We start from the raw sequence: 19,946 nt of genomic DNA, 5'->3' as shown, positions 1-19,946 counted from the left end.
GCGCCCGGGCCGCGCCTCGACCTGCCGGCGAGCCTTTAGTTGCGACCATTGGGTCGGATAGGACGGCTCAGATGGAGCGGGCCGGTGCTGGACGGTGGTGAAGCTCGCCGTGCATCCGGGGCAGGAGGGTATAGACCTTTCGACAATGTGCAGGCCTCGTTAATTCGATGCGCTCATCGGGGCCGCCAAGCCGGTACGGAGGATTTTTCCGGTGAACATAGACGCAATTTGCGAGATTGTGGAACACTCACTACATGCTGAGACCACCAGGAAAACCTAAGGACTCCGCAGCCGCGGCGCGCCGAGTGGCCATGCCAGTACTGGCACTGATGTGTGCTCTCGTCCCCGGCGGTGCCATCGCCTCACTCTTAGTCGTCGACATCGTCGGGGCAATTGCGGGGAATCCCGTAACCTGGATCTTAGTTCTCAACTGGTTCGGAATGTTGGCGTCGTGCGTGTTGGCACTATCCCTTACGAGGGCGATCGGAAAGTACGCGCACAGTGCAATCATCTCTTTCTATGGCAATGACAAGAATTTGCGGGATAGGGAGTACGTCCTCTATTTGAGATCCTTTGATATTGATAAAGAGCTTTTCTGGTCGGAATCTGCTGGATTATGGGCATCCCTGTCGTCATTGTGGAAATTTGTGGTTGGCTTCCTTGGTAACGTCAACACTGAGGCCACGAACGAAGAGAGAATTTTTCGAAAGTTCCTCCGATTCGGGCGTGTTATTGGGGTGGGGCGCCCAGGAGAGGAGCATCCACTTCCAGGCGTGGAACGCTTCTATCTACCGTTAGACGACTGGAAGTCGGACGTGAGTGAAGGAATCAAGTCTGCGCGCCTGGTTTTGATGATTGCTGCGGTCCGTGAGAAATCCTTCCCGGAAGGAACTCTCTGGGAGTTCACCGAGACCTTGCGGATAGTCCCGCCGTCTCAATTTCTGTTGCTAGTGTGCAATGACGATGGCGATTATCGGAGATTTAAAGAACTGGCATCCAACTTCTTGACGGATCGTGTAGCTGCAGGAGCGGGGGAGCATTTTTTTCCTATTCCTCTGTTGCCGGATCTTCCGGTCTCAATTCGATCTGGCCGAATGCAAAAGAAGAACCCTCTTCGTGGGGTTGTGCGGTTCAACGATGATTGGGTTGGCGAGTTCGCAGAATTCGACCCGGATCTGGAGCGGGGTACCCGCCGGGCGCGACAGCGCGCAATGGAGGTCAATCAAGCAGAACCATTGATGGAGCTTGTGGAGCGTGGCCTCCCGGGGCATGCCGTTCCCGCTCCAAGGGAATCTCGGTGGGAAGTATTTGCAAAACGAGTCCCGTGGATTGTACTTACTGGCGCGACTTTTATCTCCGTAATCACGCGCAGTGAAAGGCTGGTTGCGGCACAGAAGATTACCTACGGGGCATTGTTCCTTCTCGCTGGTGTGACCGTAGTCATCAATGGGTTTCATATTCAAGATCTCATTCGCCGCCATGGAACAAAAGTTTCCTTCACGCCGAGAAAGGATGCACCTTAGGGGCGGAATTCGCCGAACGGGTGATATCGAGCTCTTTCAGCTTGCCCACCGATTCAGGGCTGATGCGTTCTCAGCAGGTGATCTTGAGGAGTGCGGTGGTGTAGTCGGGGCGTGACCGGTAGTGGTCGGTTGCGGCAGCGATATTGGTCCAGCTTCACGACGCTTCCAGGCAACTTCGTCAAGGCTGTTCCGGCCATCAGTCGTTACTCACCGTGCCCACTTCACGGAAGTTGGGGCCCCCGTGAACGGTAGACACCGATTTACACGCTTCTGCGGTGAGCGTCACGTTACTTGACTGGAGCTCGCGCTGACGCTCGAACTCGATCGGGCATACGTTTCCGGTGGCGGAATGCCTGCGTCGCGGTGCTGTACGGCTGATCCAACGGAACACCGTACGGCGGCAGTTGGTGTCGCTTTCCCACCAGTGGGCACCTTGGAGGATCTCCCGCTTGAGGAAGACGTAGAAGCTCTCGCAGGGCGGCGTTGTCCGCCGACGTGCCGACGGCCCCCATGGACTGGGTCACGCCGAGCTTCTTGCAGAGCTTGGCGAAGTCCTTGGATGTGTACTGCTCGGGTTCAAGGTCGTCGCAGTTACATCGCCTATCGGCGATTGGTGAACGTTGCGTCGGTGATCTTCCGTCCAAAGCACGAGGCGATCATGGTCTACCTCAGACTCGCCCCGGACACCGTCGCGCTGGAGGAGGGCTTCTCCCGTGACATGCGCGACATCGGGCACCTCGGGACTGGGGACCTGGATGTGCGGATCTCGTGGCCTGCCGACTTGGAGAAGGCGGGCCCGTTGATCTGGCGGGCGTTCGAGGCGGCCTGACGTAAGACAGAAGGGCGGCTGGTGCATCGGGTTCTCGATGCCAGCCGCCCTTCGGCGTCTGCGGCCCGTCTGCCCCGGACTCTCCACTCTCGTGATCATTCCTCCGGTCCGGCCAGGGTGAAGTCGTCCTGCGTCAGCTCGGCGCGGAGCCGCTGTTCGGCGACGTCGGCGTAGTGCGAGGACAGCTCGACACCCACGAATCGGCGTCCCTCGCGCAGGGCTGCGACGCCCGTGGAGCCGCTGCCGGTGAAGGGGTCGAGGACGGTGCCGCCTTCGGGGCAGATCTGTACGAGCTGCTGCATGATCTCGACTGGCTTCTGGGTGATGTGTACCCGGTCCTTGCGGGGCTGGGAGGCGATGAAGTGGCCGGGCAGGTACAGGTCCCGGTCCTTCGCCAGGCTGCCCTTGACTCCCCAGGTGATGAACTCGGCCGACTGCTTGAACCCACCCTTGCGAGGCCGGCTGGCGGGCTTGATCCACGGGATCGTGCCACTCCAGGTCCAGCCCGCCATCTGCAGGGCATCGGACGTAGTCGGCTCCTGGCGCCAGTCCGAGAAGACGATGGCGACCGAGTGCTCGGTGGAGGCCCGGTACGCCTCGGTGAGCAGGGCGGTCAGCCAGCTCCGATAGCTCCTCTGGTCGCGGTTCTCTCCGGGGAAGTTTTGCAGGTCGTGCGCACTGTTGCTGGTGACGTACTTGGCTCGCGCGGTGCGACCGGTGCGGTCCGAACTGGTACGCCCGCCGGAGTTGTACGGCGGGTCGGTGATGACGGCGTTGACGCTCTCGTCCGGGAGGGTCTTCAGCACAGTGAGGGCATCGCCTCGGTGCAGCGTGTAGCTCATGTGCGGGGCCTCTTTCAGGGCACGGCGGGACTGGACCCGCTCCGGACGTCGCTCAACAGCGGTCGTTTCGAGCGGGGTTGCGCCGGAGGTTAGTCGCGAATTCCGGCCGCACCTAACGAGCCGTGTCTCTGTCCGAGGCCGAGCCCGAGAGCCGTTTGGTGCGGCCGGAGTCCCGGTCTACTGTCTCGCCGTGTCACCGGGTCGGAGCCTCGCTCCACCCCCGCTGACCTGTGCTTATCCGTGCCGTCTTGTCCAATCGAGCTGCGGGTATGGCGCATCTCTCTCGTTCCGCACGCCGTCAGGAGCCCTGGTGTACTGCCGGAGATTACGAGCGCGGCTGGCTGCCGCGCGTGACGTGAGACCGGTGTCCGGGAGCTACCAACTCCCTTGCACCGGGCCCGCCCTGGAAGGCGGATTTGCATCGGCGTGGTGCCGGCGGCTTCGCACGGGAAGTCGGCACCGCGCTTCCTACGAACACCGAGGAGCCGCTGCGATGCAGCATGTCCTGATACCTCCGCGCCCTGACCCAACACCGCTGTCCGGCCGGCATCACCGCCTCGGTGAACGGCTGAGGCGATGAAGAAGACCTCTGGAGCGATCGTCGGTCTCTTCGCGTCCGGTCCGCTGCTGCTGGCCGTTCCGATCCTCGCCATCGGTGCCGGGACGGCTTCGGCCTCCTGTTCGACCGGCGGTGCACAGTCTGTGGATACCGCAGCGGTGGCTACTCAGGTGAAGGCGATCCTGGACGGCGGCGACAAGGGGACGGTCTCCGTGGCGGGGCTGGATGATCCGGCCGAGCAGGTGCCCAACGCCAAGACGATCCAGGCGACCGGCGTCGCGATGAACATTCCGGCCCGGGGGCAGGTCGTGGCCCTGGCCACTGCCCTGCAGGAGAGCGGGCTGCGGAACCTGACCTACGGGGACCGTGATTCGCTGGGGCTGTTCCAGCAGCGTCCGTCGCAGGGCTGGGGCACCGCCAACGAGATCCTCGACCCGGTGCACGCCTCGACCAAGTTCTACGAGGGGCTGAAGAAGGTCTCGGGCTGGCAGTCCCTGTCTGTCACCCAGGCCGCCCAGGCGGTGCAGAGGTCCGGCTTCCCGGAGGCGTACGCCAAGTGGGAGCCCCTGGCCACTGCCTTGCAGCAGGCGATCGAGCCCCTGCTGCCGAAGACCGACGGAGCGTCAACGACTCCTTCGCCGTCCGGTTCAGGAAGCACCACCAGCACCGCGGGTGGCTGTACGGCCGGCGGGGACGGTACCGACTTCGGGACCATCCCGGCGGGCTCGGTGCCGGACGGGTACGAAATCCCCTCCGCCGCTTCGCCGAAGGTCCAGACGGCGATCCGCTGGGCGCTCGGCCAGCTCGACACCCCGTATCAGTGGGGCGGGAGCTGCACCGACTCCCACGGTAAGGATCCGATGGGCCGGTGCGACTGCTCCTCGCTGATGCAGCAGGCGTACAGGTCCGCCGGGGTCACCCTGACGCGGACGACGTACACGCAGGTCAAGGATGGCAAAGCCGTGTCGGTCGACGCACTCCAGCCGGGGGACCTCCTCTTCACCGAGGGGACGGCCAACACCCCTGAGCACGTCGGCATGTTCATCGGCCAGGGCCTGATCATCCACGCCCCGCACACCGGTGACGTGGTCCGCATCACGACCCTCGCCTCCTGGAAAGCGCAGATTCTCGCGGCCCGCCGAGTCGTCTGACCAGCCCCCTCCACTTTCTCTCTCGCACCGCCGTTTCATCGCCTCGGGCTTCGGCGTGCACTAAATCGAACTGGAGTTCTTTATGTATCTCGCCGACAAGGTCGTTCAGCTCGCCTACGACCCTGGCATCAAGCCGAACGAGGGCGGGCTGCCGGGCCTGGCCGTCCTCAAGCAGGTGATGGGCTCCATCAACCTGTTCGGCATCATCGCCGTGGTCGGCGCGCTCGCCGTCAGCGCGGGCGTGTGGGCCTGGGGCCATCACTCCGGCGGCCACCAGGCCGAGGCCAACGGTAAGAAGGGCGTGCTGGTCAGCGCCGGTGCGGCCCTGCTACTGGGCGCCGCTAACGGCGTGGTGGCGTTCTTCAGCACGCTGGGGACACAGGTCCACTGATGCCTTCCAGCTCCCCGAACCTCGGCGGCGCCTCCCGCTTGCGCCGCCGGGCGCTGCTCGGCACCGCCGTCCTGGTGGTGCTCGTCGCCCTCGCCGGCCTGACCGCCTACCTCACCCGTGACGGCAGGGGGCCCGCCGAGCCCGCTGCCCGGCAGTCGAGTTCGGCGGCGCCCTCTTCCTCGGCGGTTTCGCCGTCCGGATCGCCCTCGCCGAGCGCACACTCCGTCGCCCTCCCGGTCCCGCCGGACACGCACAACCCGATCGCGTTCGGGAAAGCAGCCGCCGCAGCTCTGTGGTCCTACGACACCCGTGCGTACTCCCAAGCGGAGCTGCTGTCCGCCCTGCGCGGGTGGGTGACCGCCGAGGCCGAGTACGCCGATTCGGCCTCGGTCGACGAGGTCGTTCCCTCGCCCGTGCTCTGGAAGGAGATGGCCGCCAACGGTCAGTTCGCCACCGCCAAGGTGAACGAGGGGCACTTCCCCGACTCGTTCACCCAGGCCCTGCAGGCAAATCCCGGGGCGATCACGCAGGCGTACATCTACGCCGTCACGGTCTCCGGCAAGCAGTCGATCGCCTGGAAGGGTTCGCCCGCCGGTGGTGCGGAGAGCCGTATGGCCACCCTCGCGGTCCAGTGCCGACCCAACCAGCCCTGCGCCCTGGTCGGCGTCCTGCCGTCCGTCGCGCCCTGACTCTTCACGTAAGGAAGGAGGCATCACCATGGGAGTCTGCGACTTTCCTCTGATGGACAAGGTGTGCAGCGCCGTCGACTTCGCCACCAACCCCGCCGGGGCCGTCACCGACGGCATCGGAGCGTGGATTGCGAAGTCGTCCGGAGAGCTGGCCGCCAGCGCTGCGGATCTCGCCGCCAAGGCCGTCAACGCGACGACCGCCATCGATCTCAACGCCACATGGTTCAGGGACAACTACGAACTGCTGCTGCCTATCGGGCTCGCGCTGACCGTCGGCACGTTCTGCATCCAGCTGATGCTCGCAGCCTGGCGACGGGACGAACGTGCCTTGGCCCAGGCCGCGATCGGCACCATGACCGGCGTCCTGTTCAGCTTCTGCGCCATCGCCTTCACCTCTGTCGCCATCACCGTGGTCGACGCTTTGTCCGACGGCCTGTTCCAAGCAGCCAACACCTCCGTCGACGACGCGATCCGCCGTGTGGTGAAGGTCAACCTGCTGGGGGCGATGTACGGCCTTGGCTGGGGAGTGCCGGCCTTGGTCGCCCTCGGCTGTGCGATCGGCGCGTTCCTGTACTGGGGGGTGATGGTCGCTCGTAAGGTCGGCGTCCTGGTCATGGTCGCCCTCGCCGTCTTCGCCGGAGCCGGCGGTGGCTGGGAGGTGGCCAAACGCTGGCGGCGTGGCTGGATCGAGGCCACCGCCACCCTGGTCGTCTCGAAACTGCTGATGACCGTGGTCTTCCTCATCGGTGTCTCGGCGATGGGTAAGTCGGATGCCAGCGACGGCATGGCCGCGCTGTCCGACGCGATGGCCGGCATCGTCGTCATGGTTCTGGTGCTGCTGTGCCCGTATGCGACGTACAAGTTCGTCCACTGGGCCAGCGACGGCGGTGGCCACGACGACCTGCACCGCACCAGCGTCGCCGGCATGGCGGTCGCCGCAGGGGCCGCGAAGACCGCGGGCAGCATGGCGATGCGGGCCGGCACCGGCGCCCCTGCACCGCAGGGTCCGAGCAAGGTCCCTGGCGCAGGCACCGACGGAGTCGCCTCCGGCATCGACCCCTCCGGCGGCAACCTCAGCAAGGAGGGCATCGACGCCGGGCAGGTCAAGCCGCAGACCCGCTTCCGGTACGGCGAAGACCCGAACGCCTCCGGTGACAAGGGCCGTGCGCTGATCCAGCGCCCCGGCATCCCGCCGCTCATCACCCGGCCCGGTGAAGGCGAAACCGGCGGCGTCGAAGGGGGCACCTCAGGTGGTCAGGTGACTGCCGTGTCGGCCCCGAGCGGAGGCATGGCCGACGTGGGGTCCGCGCCGCCTGTCAGCCCTGCCCCTGGTGGCGGACGCGGCCCTGCCGCAACGCCGCCGCTCTCTTCCGGGCCGTCGGCCACCGGTTCCCCCACGCCGACGAGCTGGGTCTACCCCAGTCGGCCGCCTTCGGATTCCTGACCCACCACAGCCGGGGGCGGGCTGTGGTCCGCAGCCCGCCCCCACCCCGCCCAACCGATCACCAGAAACGGAGCCCCGCCATGACCTCCAGAAGAACGCCGCTCTCCTTGTCCTCCACCCGCTCCCACCGTCTGGAACCACCATGTCCGCCAAGTCCCAGGCCGAAGCCACCACGGCCACCGTGAAGTTTCCCCACCGCAGCAGGCGCGGCGTCCTGCTCGGCCTGACCGTCCCACAGCTGGTCGTGGTCGGTCTCACCGGCCTTCTCCTGCTCGCGGTGATCCTCGCCCGCGGCGTGGTCGGCGCTCTCGCGCTCATCCCCCTCTGGGCCGTCATCGCCCTCCTCGTCTTCGTCCGTCACCGGGGGCGAACCCTGGCCGACTGGGCTCCGATCGTCACCCGGTACGTCCTGCGCCGGGTCCGGCGTCAGCTCGTCTGGCTGGCCCGGCCCTCGCACCGCCCGGTCCGCGAAGGGCTCCTCCACCTGCCCGGCACCGCGGCCAGCCTGCGCGTACTCACCGCCCCCGATGGCCGATACGGCGCGGTCCACGATCCCCACACCGGCACGCTGACCGCCGTCGTCAAGGTCTCCTCCCGCGCCTACGCACTGCTCGATCCCGGCAACCAGAACGCCAACGTCAGCGGCTGGGGACGCGCGCTGGCCGCGCTCGCCCGGACCGGACAGGTGGCCAGGATCCAGGTGATCGAGCGCACCGTCCCGGACTCCGGCGACGCCCTGCGCCGCTACTGGGAGGAGCACGGCCGGCCCGAGACCCCTGTGGCCGGCGTGATCTACAACGAGCTGATTCAGAGCGCCGGTCCGGCGGCGGCCCCGCACGAGGCGTACGTCGCGGTGTCGCTCGACGCCAAGGCCGCACGGCGACTGATCAGCCAGGCCGGAGGCGGCCTGACCGGCTCCTTCAGCGTCCTGGCGCAGCTGACCTCGACCTTCGACCAGGCCGCGCGTACCGCCGGGCTCAACCCCACGGGGTGGCTCACCGCCCGTGAGATCGCGGCCGTCGTACGAACCGCGTACGACCCCAAGGCCCGGGCCACTCTGGATCGTTGGTCAACTGCTGGTCGTCCGGAGGCGGAGCCTGCCGCTGCCGGCCCGGTCGTAGTCGTCGAGAAGGCGGACCACATCGCGACCGACTCGGCCGTCCACGCCACGTACTGGGTGGAGAACTGGCCCCGCACCGAGACGTCTGCGGGCTTTCTTCACCAGCTGCTGTTCACGGCCGGGGTGCGGCGCACCCTGTCGCTCTCGTACGAGCCGAAGGGCCTGGACGCCGCCCTGCGCGATGTCCAGCGCAGGAAGGCCAGCGTGATCGCCGATGCCGCCGAGCGGGCCCGGCGCGGTCAGGTCGACTCCGAGGCGGACTCGATCGAGTACCAGGACATCAAGTCCCGTGAGCGTCAGCTCATCGCCGGGCACGCGGATGTCGCCATGACCGGTCTGCTGACCGTCTCGGCCGACTCCGAGGAAGTGCTGCGCTCCGCGTGCGCGGTCGTGGAGACCGCGGCCGTCGGTGCCCAGCTCGATCTGCGGCCGCTCACCTGGCAGCAGGCCGAGGCGTTCACCGTCGCCGCCATGCCGCTCGCCCTCGCCGTCTGACGCCGATCCTTCTGAAAGAGCACCCCTCATGTCCCGCACATCCGGTACGACCGCGCAGGATTTCGTGCCCTTCGCCACCGCCGCGCTCGACTTCCACCGCGCGCTCAACCTTCCCGGCGGTCCCCTTGTCACCACTCGCACCGAGCTGGACGCCCTGCACGCCCATCTCGTCTCGCTGTACAGCCTGCTCGACGCCCACACCGCCCGCACTGGGCAACTCCTCCCGGCCGAGGGCGAGCAGCTGCGTGCCGCCCGTACCCGTATCTGGCAGGCCGCCGACCACGTACACGCCGCCTACCACGCGGCGCCCCGTCCGGGCGCCGGCGAGGTACCCGCGCCCGAGGGATGCCGGGCAGGCCTGCCCGAAGGGGCACCGGAGCTGACGATCTGCCAGCGCCATCAGCGCACCGCGCATCTGGCGCGCCACCGTACTACCCCGGCTGACCTGCACGCGCCGTTCACCGGCCTCGTCCGCCGCTGACCCGCCTTCCGCCTGGAGAACCGTTCATGCCTCGTACCCGCGCCAGCGCGACCAACCTGTTCGTCCCCCGTAAGGCGTCCCGTGCCGAGCAACGGGCCGCCCGTGCCGAGTTCGCCGAAGCCCGCCGTCAGGCCCGCCTCGCCGGCGCCCCGCCCAAGCACCGCGCCGAGGAGGCACTCGCCCCGGAGCTGCGGCCGGCCTACCCGCCTGCTGGGCGCCCCGGCCCATCCTCGGCGCGGGGCGGCAAGCTGCGCCTGCCCGCCCACCGGATGACCACCGCCACCGTGTCTGGGGCCTACCCCTTCCTCGCCGAGGGGGGCCTGGGCGCGGAGGGCATCTTCATCGGCCGCGACGTCCACGCGGAGGCAGCGTTCTGCTACGACCCGTTCTCGCTGTACAGCAGCGGGCGGATCGAGGGCTTCACCAACCCGAACGCCGTCCTGGCCGGGATCATCGGCATGGGCAAGTCCGCGCTGGCCAAGTCAATAGCCACCCGGGCGATCGCCCACGGCTACCGGATCTACGTGCCCTGCGACCCCAAGGGAGAGTGGACGGCCGTCGCACAAGCCCTCGGCGGCTACAGCATCGCGCTGGGACCAGGACTTCCGGGCAGGCTGAACCCGCTGGACGCTCCGGCCCAGCCCGCCTCTGTGAGCGAAGGCGCCTGGGTAACCGAGGTGCGAAAGCGCCGCCTCCTGCTCCTGGCAGGCCTGGCACGCACCGTACTGAAGCGTGACCTCCTGCCAATGGAGCACACCGCCCTGGACCTCGCGCTCGACCTGGCCGTGACCGAGGCCGACGCCAGCGGCACGGTGCCGCTGCTCGGCGAGATCGCGCACATCCTCGGCTCACCCGAGCGCCTCGACCAAGCCCTCGGCGACCAGGCCGGACACATGGGACCAGCCGCACAGGACCTCGCGCACGCCCTGCGCCGGCTCGTCCACGGCGACCTGAGCGGCATGTTCGACGCCCCGAGCACCGTGACGTTCGACCCGACCACGCCGATGCTGTCCATCGACCTCTCCCGCCTCGGCGGCTCCGGCGACGACACTGCTCTGGTCCTTGCGATGACCTGTGCTTCGGCGTGGATGGAGAGCGCGCTCGCCGACCCGGACGGCGGCCGGCGCTGGGTGATCTACGACGAGGCGTGGCGGGTGATGCGGCACGTCGGCCTGCTGGAGCGCATGCAGTCCCAGTGGAAGCTCTCGCGCGGTCTCGGGATCGCCAACCTGATGGTCATCCACCGCCTGAGCGACCTACTCTCGGCGGGCGATGTCGGCTCGCGCGGCCGGGTGCTGGCCGAGGGCCTCCTCGCCGACTGCTCCACCCGCATCATCTACCGCCAGGAACCCGACCAACTCGCTGCCGCTGCCTCGCTGCTCGGTCTGACCGGCGTCGAGACCCAGGCGGTGTCCGCCCTGACCAAGGGCCGGGGCCTGTGGAAGGTCGCAGGCCGCTCCTTCATCACTCAGCACATCCTGCACCCGGCCGAGCGCGAACTGTTCGACACCGACGCCCGTATGTCGGCATAGCCCAGCCCCCGCCCCCTCACTGCCGCCTCCCGGCGGGCCCCTGTACAAGAACAAGGATCAACCATGCCTGTTTCTCCCGCTTCCCATGAGGACCAGCCACCGGCTACCGCCGGCCATCTGGCGTGGAGGCAGTACATCCCGGCTCTGGCCGCTGCCGCCGCCGGCATCAAGCAGGCGTCCGACGCCTGGGACGCAGTCTCGGACTCCTTCTGCGACAAGGACGGCTGGCCCATCGATGATAAGGGCTACGCGGACGGCAAGGTGGCCCGTGATGCCGAAGCGTGGAAACACGTCGAGGCCTTCCTCGCCCACAGCACCGAGGTACTGGCCGGAGTCCGCGCCGCCGCCCACGGCGCCGACTACGTCGAGGGGCCGATCAGCGAGGACCTGCGGCGGCTGCGCGGCATCGACACCACCCTGGAACGAGCAGGCCAGATCCAGCAGGAGTGGGATCAGGTCATGGCCCTCATGGACGACTCGCTGCCCGGCTCGCGGGAGATCTACGAGAGCCAGGCGCAGGAGATCCGTAACTCTGAAGGCTGGCACTACGCGGACGAGTTGTCCTTCCAGGGCGCGGCGCTCGCCCGGGCCGCTGACCATCTGGCCGGTCGACCGGATCCCGGTCAGTCCCCTCATGCGACACGGGTCCAGGTGGCCCTTGCCCGATCCGCCTCCGCCTCCGCCATCAAGACGACCCCACTCGCCTCGCCGCCCGTCCCTCCCGCGTCGAACGCACCGGCTCCGCATCGTTCCCGCTGACGCCCCTACCACCGAGTTCCGGCCCGACCAAACCGGCCGATCCCCGGATCCTCGTGAATCCCACCACCCCATGCCCCACCTGCCTGCGGCTCGCGTCGTCGGCTGACGGGCACCCGGACACGGAGAAACCGCATGCACTCCGACCAGCCCTTGGCCGCCCTCCGACAGGAACACGGGTACGAACACCTCACCGTTCCCCTTCGGCAGCGCGGCCTGGAGTGCACCGTCGAGTACGGCCTCAGCGACTACATCGTCCACGCCGCACTTCCCGACGGCAGTTCACTGATCATCTCGCCGCCCCAGGAACCGCCGACCGACCACCCGCCCGGGCGCCCCGAAAGCTGGTTGGTGACCCGAGGGCATCCCGACGACACCACAGTCCACGAAGTGATCTACAACTCGGAGCCCAACGGTCCCCACGCCCGGCACGGCGGCAGTGTCCCGAGCCTGCTCGCCGCCATCGACACCCGCCTTGACCAGCTCGGTGTGCCTCCACGGCCAGCCTCCGCCTCGCCCCGCGTGAGTGCTGCCCTCGCGCTCTCACCGACCGCCCGGCACACGGCCGCGGCACCAGTGCCGGCAACTTCGCCCGTACGCCCCGCGCTGCCGCCCGTCCGTCCCTCGTCCGTACCCGGTCGCTGACCGCTCCCCGCATCGGAGTACGCCATGTCCCGCACCAACAGAACCGCCCCGGCCCCCTACTGCCCAACTCCCCGCGCCTGCACCGGATGGATCAGCCATGCCCACCCACTACGACTCACTGCCCGATCTCGCATTCGGCCACCACCCCGACCACGGCATCGTCGCCGCGAACCCGAAGAACCTCGCGGCCAGCGCGTGGATGCTGAATGGGTTCGATTTCCACCCCGTCCCGGACCAGCCGACGCTGTACGCCCTGGCCGATCAGCAATGGGACGGGCAGGGCCGTACTTCCCGAGCCGTCGCGCTGCTACGCAAGGCCGGCTACCAGGTCGATGCGGACGCCGCCTTCGACCCTGGTCTGGCCTCCGATACGGCTACCGCTCGCGACCGGCCTCCGCGTGCAGCTCCCGATGTCGCGTTCGCCGAGCACCCGCGGCTCGGTATCGTCGCGGCCACTGATGACCGCCTCTCCACTCTCGGCGGCCGTCTCATCCTGGAGGAACACGGCTGGCGGCGTAACCCGGTCTTGGACATCTACACGCTGCCCATCACCACCGACCGCAGTGAGGCCCTGGGGAAGGTCGCCGGTGCCACGGTGTCGATGCGCCGAGCCGATCTCCAGGTCGCGATCCATCCCGGCCTCGCTCAGGACGTCGCAGCGCGCAGTCGCCCTGCTCCTGCGGCAGCCGCGCACCACGAGCGCGACCAGGGCCTCCCCGCCCACAGCGCCCTGTCCAGCGCCGCCGCGCTCGCCACCAGTCCAGCCCGCGCCGGCCTCCCGGGTCCAGGCCCGGCACCGGTTCCCGCCACCCCGGCGGCCCGGCCGGTCGACCCGCGCATCGCCTTCGCCCGCAACCGCTGAGCCAACTCCCGTAAGGAACAAATCCCATGGCCGTTGTTGGTACAGCGGGATGTTCGAACGTGACGAATGCCCCGCCTCGCGGGTAATGCGTTGAAGGGCGGAAGGGTTCAGGTCCGCGCGGTGCGGGTCTCGGCGATTAGTGTCTGCACTCGTTGCCGGATCTCGTGGCGAATCGGGCGCACGGCCTCGATGCCCTGGCCCACGGGGTCGTCGAGCTGCCAGTCGAGGTAGGTCTTGCCAGGCCCGTGCCCCTCTGGCGCTGATGTCGAGGCTGTAGAGGGGCCGCTCGCTCCAGGCTCATAGTGATCCGCCGAGCTGAACGCCGAGGCAGATTGCCTCCTCGGCGTTCAGCTCTGCCCAGGAGCGGTGTGTGTTGCTCGTGAGCCGGTGGGCTGTCCTTCCTGGTCAGTGTCCTGATGAGTGCAGAAGCTTTCAGGCGGTGGTTCACTCACGCCGGTTTCTCACCGCAAGGACTGCTCCGGCGAGCCCTGCTACTCCTCCGCCGATCATCGGTACGACTTGCATCGACACCTTGTGGTTGATGGCGTAGAACCCCAGCCAGATGAAGGCAACACCGAATCCCAAAACGATCACGTGCTCGAGCAGGCGGAAGCCGTATCCCACCCACTGGTCGACGCGTTCTCGGTGAAGTTGGCGCTCCACGAGATCGCGCCGCCAAGCCAGGTGACTTGGATCAATCTCCTGCCACTTGCGTGCCTCGTCGGCCTCGAGAAAGGAGGGCATCGTCCAGGCGGGCGTACCGGCGGGTGGTGTGTCCTGGTCAGACATCAGTTGATCCCCCTGCCCTCACCCGGGCCGGGTGCCGCGGAGGCCACCCTCTGATCGATTCTCAACAGCATTTCGTCCACGGCTTGTTCGGCGGAAGCGCGACGCTGTTCCCGTTCCTCGTTGGTCCACCGAGCGGGTGGCGCAAGCGATCGCGTGTAGCTGCGCCAAACGGAGAGCGGCTCGTAAGCTGGTGCGCGGCTGCGTGTCAGTGCAGTGCGTGCCTGGAGAACTAGGACACAGAGGCCGAGGCAGAACACTGCCCAGGGCAGCACTGCCACAAGGAGGTTCGAGACGTCGGCCGAGGAAACGTGGGCCCGCGGCACAGCCCAGACCAGAGCCGTTGCAAGTATCAAGAGGACCAGCAGAAGCGAACTTGTGAGACCCATGGCGCTTCTCCTGGCCGCTGAGCTAGGCATCGACATCGCTGGCGGGGCTGCCATGGGTGCCCCACCCCGTGGTGGGCTGTCGAGTCTCAGCCGGGCGTTGGCCGCCGTGAGACGTCGCTGAGGGTCCTTGTCCAGCAGGTCATAGATCAGATATCCGAACTCACCGAGGTGTTCGAGTGATGGCGGTTGATCTCTGGTTACCGCTGCCAAGGTTGCCCACGTGCTCTCCCGCCGGAACGGCGAGCGTCCCGTGACCAGAAGGCAGAGTGTCACCCCCAGCGAGAACAGGTCGCTGCTCGGCATTAGCTGGGCGCCGTGCACCAGTTCAGGGGCGGTGTATTCCGCGGCGGCCTCCATCCGGCCATCATCGGTATCGAAGGTGTCGTCCCGTGCCGGTGCACCGAGGGCCGGCATCAGCACCCATCTGCTGCCGGACATACGGACTTTGGTGGGCCGTACATCCCCGTGAACAACTCCGACCTCGTGTAGCGCGGCCAGGGCGTCAAGCAGCGACCGCGCGACGTCCTGCGCCTGCTCGCTGGACATCGGCCCATGCTCGGAAAGGTACGTCGCCAGCGATGGGCCGGAGATGAGCGGCCTGATAAGCCACACCATTCCGTCCTCTTCGACGAGGTCGTACACGGTGACGATGTTCGGATGGTCCAGTGCAGTGAACGCCCGGGCGAACTGTCGCGCTTCCACCGCTGTGAGGCGGTCTCGCCCCATGGCCTCTGCAGCCACGCGGCGTTCCAGCGTCTCGTCGTATGCCTCCCAGACGCGGCCGGACCCACCGGATCCTAAGTTGCGCGTGATCCGATACCGCCCGCCGAGCTCCCGCCCCAGTGGCCCCTTCCCCTGCTCCATGTCTCCCCCTTACCCACTGCTTTCACCGGAGTAAGCCTCCTGAAGCAGTCTCGTGCTGCAACGCATCCACTCCGCCATCGTCCGGGCGGTCAAGCCCACCACCGCGCCCATCGGCGTCGGATCCAGTGCGGCCCTGCCGCTGGCACAGGACAGCTCCTTCTGCAGCTGAATGTCGTCCGGCTGCGGCGCATGCGGTCACGGGCCCCGCGGGGCCGTGACCGGATCGCCGTGACTGGCCGGTCGGGCGCTGCCTGCTATACGGGCCCGGTGGGCGCCGTAGGAGGCGTCCTCGCCACCGCTCTCGGCCATCCAGTTGGCGGCGGTCTGCTCGCTGAAGCCGAGCAGGCGGCTGAAGACGAACGCAGGAAGCCCGGCGGCGAGGTCCATAAGCGAGGCATTGCGTGTGGGCCGCGGCCGGATGCCAAGTGCCTTGAGCCTGCGGGACAGGCTGACCGGCTCCATCGGCCGGCCCGTGCGGGAACCGGGGAACAGCCAGCGGCTGGGGCCTGGTTCGAGGCGGTGCGCCTTGCTGACCGGGTGACGAAGCAGCTCGCGGACCATGGTGTCCAGCGGCGGCGGAATCTCCACCGGATGTGTGCCCAGACGCAGTCGCAGCGCGGTGCCGTCGTCGAGGACATCGTCCCTGGTGAGTGCGCAGATCCGGGACGGAGGCTGCGCATACAGCAGCAGGAGCAGTCCGGCCGTGCGGTCGCGGACGGCAAGGCCGGGCTCCTGAACGAGCCGGTGCACCAAGCGCCAGCGAGCGTCGGCCGCGACGATGTCGGCGGCCAGAGAGCTGGTGTAGAAGGGGGCCGTCAGGGCTCGGGTGTGCAGGTGGCGGCTGGTCCAGTGCAGGAAGGACCGGATCCGCAGACGCTCGGCCGAGCCCGTGGCGAGGTAGTCGTCGATGTGGTGCTGCGTGCACGCGGCGAGGCTGCTGCCCTGGCCGGGCAGCCACTCCAGCAGCCGGACGACCGCGCGGATCTCCTGGCGGATCCCGCAGGCTTGCCCCGCACTGGTCGGGCGGTGCGCAGGCTGTCGATGCAGGCGGCGCAAGGGCTGCCAGCGTGCCCACCGCTCGACGATCCGCCGCTCCCCCGCGTCGGGAAGACGGCCCAGGACCTTCGGCAGCCATTTCTCCATCCGGGCGAGGTGTTCGTCACGGACGGCCAGGACGCCGTGGGCGACCAGGAGCGCGCGCAGATGCTCGGCCATCGCCTCGTCGGCGAAGGCGTCCAGGCTCTCGTGGGTAACGGGGCCCGTCGTGGTCGCCAGCGCCCGGAAGGCCGCGCGGCGGGCCGGGGTCTTGTGTACCCATCGCAGGACCGTGCGGCCGTCCAGCGTGCCCAGCAGGTCGACGACGCCTTGGAGTTCGGGGCGCACCCGGCCGTCGGCTCCGGCGAAGACGTCGCGCAGACTGCGGTCGCGGGCGCAGTTCGGGCACATCCCTCGGTGGAAGAGGCGGGTGACAATCCCGCAGCGCTCGCAGGGTTTCTTGGCGCTGGGGTGCTTGCTCCAGCAAGTCTGGCATAGGCGTCGCCCGTCGGGAACAAGCGCGGAGATGCGGTAGGTCTTGCCGCAGCCGTCGCACGGTGACGGTGGCTTGCCGCATGTGGCGCAGAGAGGTTCCCCGTCCGTGGTGCGGTTGTTGACCCGGCGCATCTGCCCGCAGCCCACGCACACCGCCTGGTGCCGGGCCTTTGCCGTGCACGGCTGGCAGCGCGGCGCCGGCGTCGAGGCGAACCAGCACGGCCGCCATGCTCCGCAGGTCGCGCACAGGGCGTAGGGGTTGGTACAGCATGCCGGGCACAGCCCGCCACCGTCCTCGGTACGCCTGCGGCGCAGGCGCGTCTCCCCGCAGCCGTCACACCGACGGTGATTCAACGGGTCCTTCTGTCGGCAGGAACCGCACACCTCCCGGCCCTCGCCGTCGTGACCGCTCACCGGCCGGTCCCGGTCGCAGCGTGCGCATCGGGCCGTCCGGTTCTTCGCCCAGCAGTACGAGCAGCAGCGCACGCCATCGCGCACGCTAACCAGGTTGGTGCTGGCGGTGCACCACGGACACAGCGGCACCACGACGCCGCGCGCACCGCGATCGACCAGGATCTGCGCCAGTGCGGAGACTGCCTGCGGGCCGTGTGCGCCCGCGCCCGTCAAGAGGTCAGGGCGGTCCGACAGCGCCCACCACAAGCGCAGTTGTCCGGCGCGGCTGCGCTCCGCCTGCCTGACCGCGCCCGCCAGCACGTCCGGCTCGAGCCCCGTGGACGCAGCGAGCAGCTGCGCGATCTCGTGTGCCGGATCGATTCCCTGGTCGGGCAGGTGCTTGCGGCACCGCGGACGCCCCTGCCGGTCCCGACCGCAGAAGTCGCGACGGCCGCACTCGACGCAGCGGCGGTCCTCGGTTCGGGACCGGTTGTAGCAGGTGCCGCAGATGCGGCCCTCCGGAGAGGTAGCGGTGAGAGGCCGCTGGCGATCGCACGCGGCGCACCTCGGGAGCACCAGCCCCGAGGCCCCGCCCTCGACCAGGTCGCGGATCAGCCGCTCCACCAGTCGCGGCACCTGCGGCAGGCCCGAGGTCAACAGGGACGGATCGCACTCCAGCATCCGGGCGAGTTCGCGCCGCTGCGGACGTTGCCGGAACACCCGCTCCACCGCACCGGTCACCACGCTCGGCCAGCAGGACGGATCGACCGCGGCGACCACGTCAGCCACGACCGCCTCGGGCTCGGTCTGCCACCGCGGCAGCTCCATCTCGGCCACCTACTTCGCTGGCCCGTCCTCGGGCGACGGGAGAACCCGGGCCCGGCGGGGACGGAACTCCCCCACCCCCGCACCGCCAGACCGGCCCGAGTTGTTCTCGCCGGCCGCCCGGCGGGCGGCCGGCGCCTGCGCCGCCACCGGTTCGATCAGCTCCTCCATCCGGCACCCCAGAATGTCCATCACGGCCATCAGCACCGGCAGATTCAGCCGCTCGGGCCGCTCTGTCACCAGCCGGTAGACCTGCGACGGCGAAAGATCGATGCCCCGCTCAGCCAGCAGTGGGCGCAGGTCGGTGGTGGCGAACATGCCCCGCATGGCCATCACCTCCCGCAGATGCCAGCGGTAATCCAACTTCCGCACGTGTCCCCTCTCCCCAGCCGTCGGCTAGCGCACCGGGCTCAGGGCCCGGTCCAGCATTCTCCGCATCATCGCGTTCATGAAGTCCCCGCTCACGCCGGTGTACAGGGCCGTCGTCGAGGCGTAGCGGTGACCGACCTGCCGCTGCACGAACGCCGGGTCGGCGCCGTCCTCGATCTGGTGCGTGACGTGGCTGTGGCGCAGGCAGTGCGGCACCAGATCCCCATCCAGACCCAGCGCATCCCGGTAGGAAGCAAACCGATCCTCGATCTCCCTCGGCTGCAACCGACCACCCCGCTCCGTCAGCCACAGCGCCGCATGGTCCGCCGATTTCGCGTACCGCGGCCTGGCGTTGGCCACGTAGTCGGCTACCGCCTCCACGGCCCAGGGCATCACCGACAGGGTCGTGCGCCGCCGCCACGGCGACCCCCTCGTGCGCTTGCCGTAGCGTACGTGCAGGGCACCGAAATCACCCAGTTCCGGTGCTGCGGCGTTGCGGTGAAAGTCGACCGTGTCCAGGCGTGACGTCTCTGTACATCGGCTGCCCCACCCGTACATGACCTTGAAGACCGTGGCGTCCCGGTACGCCGCCAACGCACCCTTCCGTCCCATCCGCACGGCACGCTCGACCTGCTCGTCGGCGTAGTCGAAGAACGTCTGCAGCTCGGCCCGCGTCATCGGCCGACGGCCCCGCCGACCTTCGCACTCGACCAAATGGGCCACGGTGTTCCACTCGTGGCAGATCTGAACCGGGTGGGTTCCAAAGCGCTCTTCGCACTCGGCGGGCCACTGGTAGTGCGGCGAGGTGACGTAGTCGCAGAACAGCCGGATCGCACCCTGGTAGCTCCGGATTGTCGACTCTGCCCGGCGCAAGACACCGATGAGGTGCGTCATCCAGTCGTCGAGGTCCGACGCGGTCCACTGCCACGGATAGGCGTTCGCGAACTCCGAGAAGCGCTCCACCACCCGGAGCCGGTCACCGATCGTCTTCGGCTGCAGACGTCGCCCACCGCGCTGCTGACGCGTCCACCCCTCCAGCATCGCCTCGAAGACAGCGTCCTCGGGCCGCAGCAGGGACACACCCTGCAGCAACACCAGCCGTGCGGAAGCTTCCCCCGGCCCGCCGCCCGCCACCATCAACCACCTCCGTCCGCCGCGTGAATCGTGCATCCGATGCACGACGCTCCGCAACGACGCAGGCCACCACCCCACACCCCAACAGAGAGGCTCTCGATTTGAAGCAGCAGTACAACCGCACGACCTCGAACGCAACGCCCGTTAAACGGAATTACCCGGGAGTGAAGACCACCTGGCAGATCACCCACTCCTGTGGCCACCGAAACGAGCGCGACCTGTCCGACCGGGCGGCCGACCGTCGCGCGGGCTTCGCCGAGTGGCTCGCCAAGCAAGAGTGCTCTGTTAACTGCACCATCCTCGCCTCGTTGGTCACGGCGTAGCAGGCCGCGATCAA

19 protein-coding genes and 1 pseudogene are annotated in these 19,946 nt (G+C 68.2%); 13 read left to right on the top strand and 7 right to left on the bottom strand.

The window, feature by feature from the left end:
* Positions 1-254: 254 nt before the first annotated feature.
* Together ACIPEK_RS09450 and ACIPEK_RS09445 are read left to right on the top strand one after the other, a co-directional pair.
* Entirely contained in the window at positions 255-1,523 is a 1,269-nt protein-coding gene (locus ACIPEK_RS09450) for a hypothetical protein (protein WP_401992859.1), read from the top strand.
* 628 nt (positions 1,524-2,151) lie between these two features.
* Entirely contained in the window at positions 2,152-2,352 is a 201-nt protein-coding gene (locus tag ACIPEK_RS09445) for a hypothetical protein (protein ID WP_401992856.1), read from the top strand.
* A gap of 95 nt (positions 2,353-2,447) precedes the next feature.
* On the opposite strand, the gene ACIPEK_RS09440 is transcribed toward ACIPEK_RS09445, so the two are convergent.
* Entirely contained in the window at positions 2,448-3,194 is a 747-nt protein-coding gene (locus tag ACIPEK_RS09440) for a DNA-methyltransferase (protein ID WP_401992853.1), read from the bottom strand.
* A gap of 576 nt (positions 3,195-3,770) precedes the next feature.
* On the opposite strand from ACIPEK_RS09440, the gene ACIPEK_RS09435 reads away from it, so the two are divergent.
* The 10 genes from ACIPEK_RS09435 (at position 3,771) to ACIPEK_RS09390 (ending at position 13,319) form a co-directional block, all read left to right on the top strand.
* Positions 3,771-4,904: a C40 family peptidase gene (locus tag ACIPEK_RS09435; protein ID WP_401992850.1), complete on the top strand. Its 1,134-nt coding sequence runs from the start codon at positions 3,771-3,773 to the stop codon at positions 4,902-4,904.
* An 82-nt stretch (positions 4,905-4,986) separates the two neighbouring features.
* Positions 4,987-5,295: a DUF6112 family protein gene (locus ACIPEK_RS09430; RefSeq protein ID WP_114247234.1), complete on the top strand. Its 309-nt coding sequence runs from the start codon at positions 4,987-4,989 to the stop codon at positions 5,293-5,295.
* Positions 5,295-5,984, top strand: coding sequence for a hypothetical protein (locus ACIPEK_RS09425; protein ID WP_401992846.1), 690 nt, complete (start codon positions 5,295-5,297; stop codon positions 5,982-5,984). The genes ACIPEK_RS09430 and ACIPEK_RS09425 overlap by 1 nt, the downstream gene beginning before the upstream one ends.
* 28 nt (positions 5,985-6,012) lie before the next feature.
* Positions 6,013-7,428, top strand: coding sequence for an ATP-binding protein (locus tag ACIPEK_RS09420; RefSeq protein WP_401992843.1), 1,416 nt, complete (start codon positions 6,013-6,015; stop codon positions 7,426-7,428).
* Between the two features lie 142 nt (positions 7,429-7,570).
* Positions 7,571-9,043, top strand: a complete 1,473-nt coding sequence (locus ACIPEK_RS09415; protein ID WP_401992840.1) for an SCO6880 family protein — start codon at positions 7,571-7,573, stop codon at positions 9,041-9,043.
* 28 nt (positions 9,044-9,071) lie between these two features.
* Positions 9,072-9,524, top strand: a complete 453-nt coding sequence (locus tag ACIPEK_RS09410) for a DUF6238 family protein (RefSeq protein ID WP_401992837.1) — start codon at positions 9,072-9,074, stop codon at positions 9,522-9,524.
* A 26-nt stretch (positions 9,525-9,550) separates the two neighbouring features.
* The gene (locus ACIPEK_RS09405; RefSeq protein ID WP_401992834.1) at positions 9,551-11,056 is read left to right on the top strand and encodes an ATP-binding protein; all 1,506 of its coding nucleotides are present in this window, start codon (positions 9,551-9,553) and stop codon (positions 11,054-11,056) included.
* Between the two features lie 63 nt (positions 11,057-11,119).
* The gene (locus ACIPEK_RS09400) at positions 11,120-11,815 is read left to right on the top strand and encodes a hypothetical protein (RefSeq protein ID WP_401992831.1); all 696 of its coding nucleotides are present in this window, start codon (positions 11,120-11,122) and stop codon (positions 11,813-11,815) included.
* Between the two features lie 132 nt (positions 11,816-11,947).
* On the top strand, positions 11,948-12,457 hold the full coding sequence (locus ACIPEK_RS09395; RefSeq protein ID WP_401992828.1) for a hypothetical protein: 510 nt from the start codon (positions 11,948-11,950) through the stop codon (positions 12,455-12,457).
* Positions 12,458-12,554: 97 nt separating this feature from the next.
* Positions 12,555-13,319, top strand: coding sequence for a hypothetical protein (locus tag ACIPEK_RS09390; protein WP_401992825.1), 765 nt, complete (start codon positions 12,555-12,557; stop codon positions 13,317-13,319).
* A gap of 107 nt (positions 13,320-13,426) precedes the next feature.
* Here ACIPEK_RS09390 and ACIPEK_RS09385 read toward each other — a convergent pair.
* The 6 genes and pseudogenes from ACIPEK_RS09385 to ACIPEK_RS09360 all read right to left on the bottom strand — a co-directional run.
* A pseudogene (locus ACIPEK_RS09385) lies at positions 13,427-13,561 on the bottom strand (phosphotyrosine protein phosphatase); the annotation flags it as partial.
* Positions 13,562-13,763: 202 nt separating this feature from the next.
* Positions 13,764-14,108, bottom strand: a complete 345-nt coding sequence (locus ACIPEK_RS09380; RefSeq protein WP_401992822.1) for a hypothetical protein — start codon at positions 14,106-14,108, stop codon at positions 13,764-13,766.
* A complete protein-coding gene (locus ACIPEK_RS09375; protein WP_401992819.1) occupies positions 14,108-15,358 on the bottom strand; it encodes a serine/threonine-protein kinase in 1,251 nt (416 codons plus the stop codon). The genes ACIPEK_RS09380 and ACIPEK_RS09375 overlap by 1 nt, the downstream gene beginning before the upstream one ends.
* Positions 15,359-15,553: 195 nt before the next feature.
* Complete coding sequence (locus tag ACIPEK_RS09370; RefSeq protein WP_401992816.1) at positions 15,554-18,109, bottom strand: hypothetical protein; 2,556 nt, start codon at positions 18,107-18,109, stop codon at positions 15,554-15,556.
* Positions 18,110-18,118: 9 nt separating this feature from the next.
* On the bottom strand, positions 18,119-18,439 hold the full coding sequence (locus ACIPEK_RS09365; RefSeq protein ID WP_401993438.1) for a helix-turn-helix domain-containing protein: 321 nt from the start codon (positions 18,437-18,439) through the stop codon (positions 18,119-18,121).
* A 63-nt stretch (positions 18,440-18,502) separates the two neighbouring features.
* On the bottom strand, positions 18,503-19,612 hold the full coding sequence (locus ACIPEK_RS09360) for a tyrosine-type recombinase/integrase (protein WP_401993435.1): 1,110 nt from the start codon (positions 19,610-19,612) through the stop codon (positions 18,503-18,505).
* A 98-nt stretch (positions 19,613-19,710) separates the two neighbouring features.
* Between ACIPEK_RS09360 and ACIPEK_RS09355 the strand changes: the two genes are divergently transcribed.
* Positions 19,711-19,932 (top strand): hypothetical protein, encoded by a 222-nt coding sequence (locus ACIPEK_RS09355; RefSeq protein WP_401992813.1) that lies wholly within the window; start codon positions 19,711-19,713, stop codon positions 19,930-19,932.
* Positions 19,933-19,946 lie beyond the last annotated feature (14 nt).

Origin of the sequence: Streptomyces sp. NPDC088246 (assembly GCF_044741025.1) — a bacterium.
Taxonomy (GTDB): Bacteria; Actinomycetota; Actinomycetes; order Streptomycetales; family Streptomycetaceae; genus Streptomyces.
Note: the sequence above shows the minus strand (reverse complement) of the source record. Positions and strands in the feature narration are given on the sequence as shown.